Genomic DNA, 1,212 nt, shown 5'->3' with positions numbered 1-1,212 from the left:
CGACGCTCTTCGAACGCAGCCAGGTTGGCTGGGGTCGCAGCGGTAGCTTTGCCGTAAGGCAGCAGGTAGTTACGACCGTAACCAGCCTTAACGTTCACTTTGTCACCCAGGTTGCCCAGGTTGGTGACTTTTTCCAGAAGGATCAGTTGCATGTGAAAATCCTCTTAACTTTTAACCTTCACCGTTCGCGTTATCAGCATCTTTCGGTGCCGAACGACCGCGAAAATCAATCAGGCTGTCGACGATGGCCAGGACCACCAGCAACGGATAGATCAGCTGCATGAACAGCAACAGCGTTACGTACATCCCCACCAGCCAGAATTTGGCCAGTCGCTTTTGCGCCACCAGCCCGTGAATCAGGGCCAGCCCGGCGAACACCAGCGGTACACTGCACAACGGCGTCAACATGGCCATCTGCGCGCCGAGATTCGGCCCCAGAAGCATGCACGCCAGCAGCAACATCGCCGGCAATAGCGGGAATCGGATGGCGCGAAACTCGCGACCAAAACCACCCGGGTTGTACAACAACGCCTGCCAGTAGCGCCCGACAAGCAGGCTCAACAAGCTGACGATTTGCAACAAAGCCGCAATCAGGCCGGTCAGGACGGGTGAAATCAGGGACGCGAAACGCGCTTGCTCGTCTACCGACATCTTCTGGTAGACATCACCGAGTAGCGACGGCATGACCTTTATCAAGGCCTGCGCCAGCATCTCGATCTGAGGACCAAAAGCCGTCCCCAGCACCACTGAAAACACTACGCCCATCGCTATGCTGACCAGCAGCACGCGGTTCCAGGACTCACTTGCGCGCAAAACCAACGCAAGGCTCGCAGACCCCAGCAGCACCAGAAGTGCCCGTGGGTCGTCGGAGTACAGCCACCAGATCAATGCCGGCAGCAGTCCCAGAGCAAGAACGCCCAGGGCGTCCTTCAATCCGCGCCGCAGGAGCACAAGGCATCCGGCGGCAGCACCCAACCAATACAACAACGGCAATGCCGCACATCCAGCCACTACCAGAGTGGCCTGCACACGGCCCCGCATGATGAACTCAGCTAAGGCACGCATACATTCAATCCTTTGCTACCTGTCGACTGCCCGGTCTCAGCGGCCGTGGCTGTCGGTGTAGGCCAGCAGGGCCAGGAAGCGGGCGCGCTTGATAGCGGTGGCCAGCTGACGCTGATAACGAGCTTTGGTACCGGTGATGCGGCTTGG

3 protein-coding genes are annotated in these 1,212 nt (G+C 58.8%); all 3 read right to left on the bottom strand.

Annotated elements, in window-relative coordinates; all coding sequences use genetic code 11:
• A partial coding sequence (gene rplI, locus ACRESJ_RS07365; protein ID WP_431757319.1) for a 50S ribosomal protein L9 occupies positions 1 to 152 on the bottom strand: 152 nt, incomplete at its 3' end.
• A gap of 19 nt (positions 153 to 171) precedes the next feature.
• Positions 172 to 1,065, bottom strand: coding sequence for a hypothetical protein (locus ACRESJ_RS07360; RefSeq protein WP_431757318.1), 894 nt, complete (start codon positions 1,063 to 1,065; stop codon positions 172 to 174).
• A 36-nt stretch (positions 1,066 to 1,101) separates the two neighbouring features.
• The coding region (gene rpsR, locus ACRESJ_RS07355) for a 30S ribosomal protein S18 (RefSeq protein WP_353925631.1) at positions 1,102 to 1,212 on the bottom strand (111 nt) is incomplete at its 5' end.

The organism is Pseudomonas sp. (assembly GCF_050739655.1).
In the GTDB taxonomy this organism is placed as follows: Bacteria; Pseudomonadota; Gammaproteobacteria; order Pseudomonadales; family Pseudomonadaceae; genus Aquipseudomonas.
The sequence above is the reverse complement of the archived record's forward strand: the minus strand, read 5'-3'. Positions and strand labels throughout refer to the sequence as shown.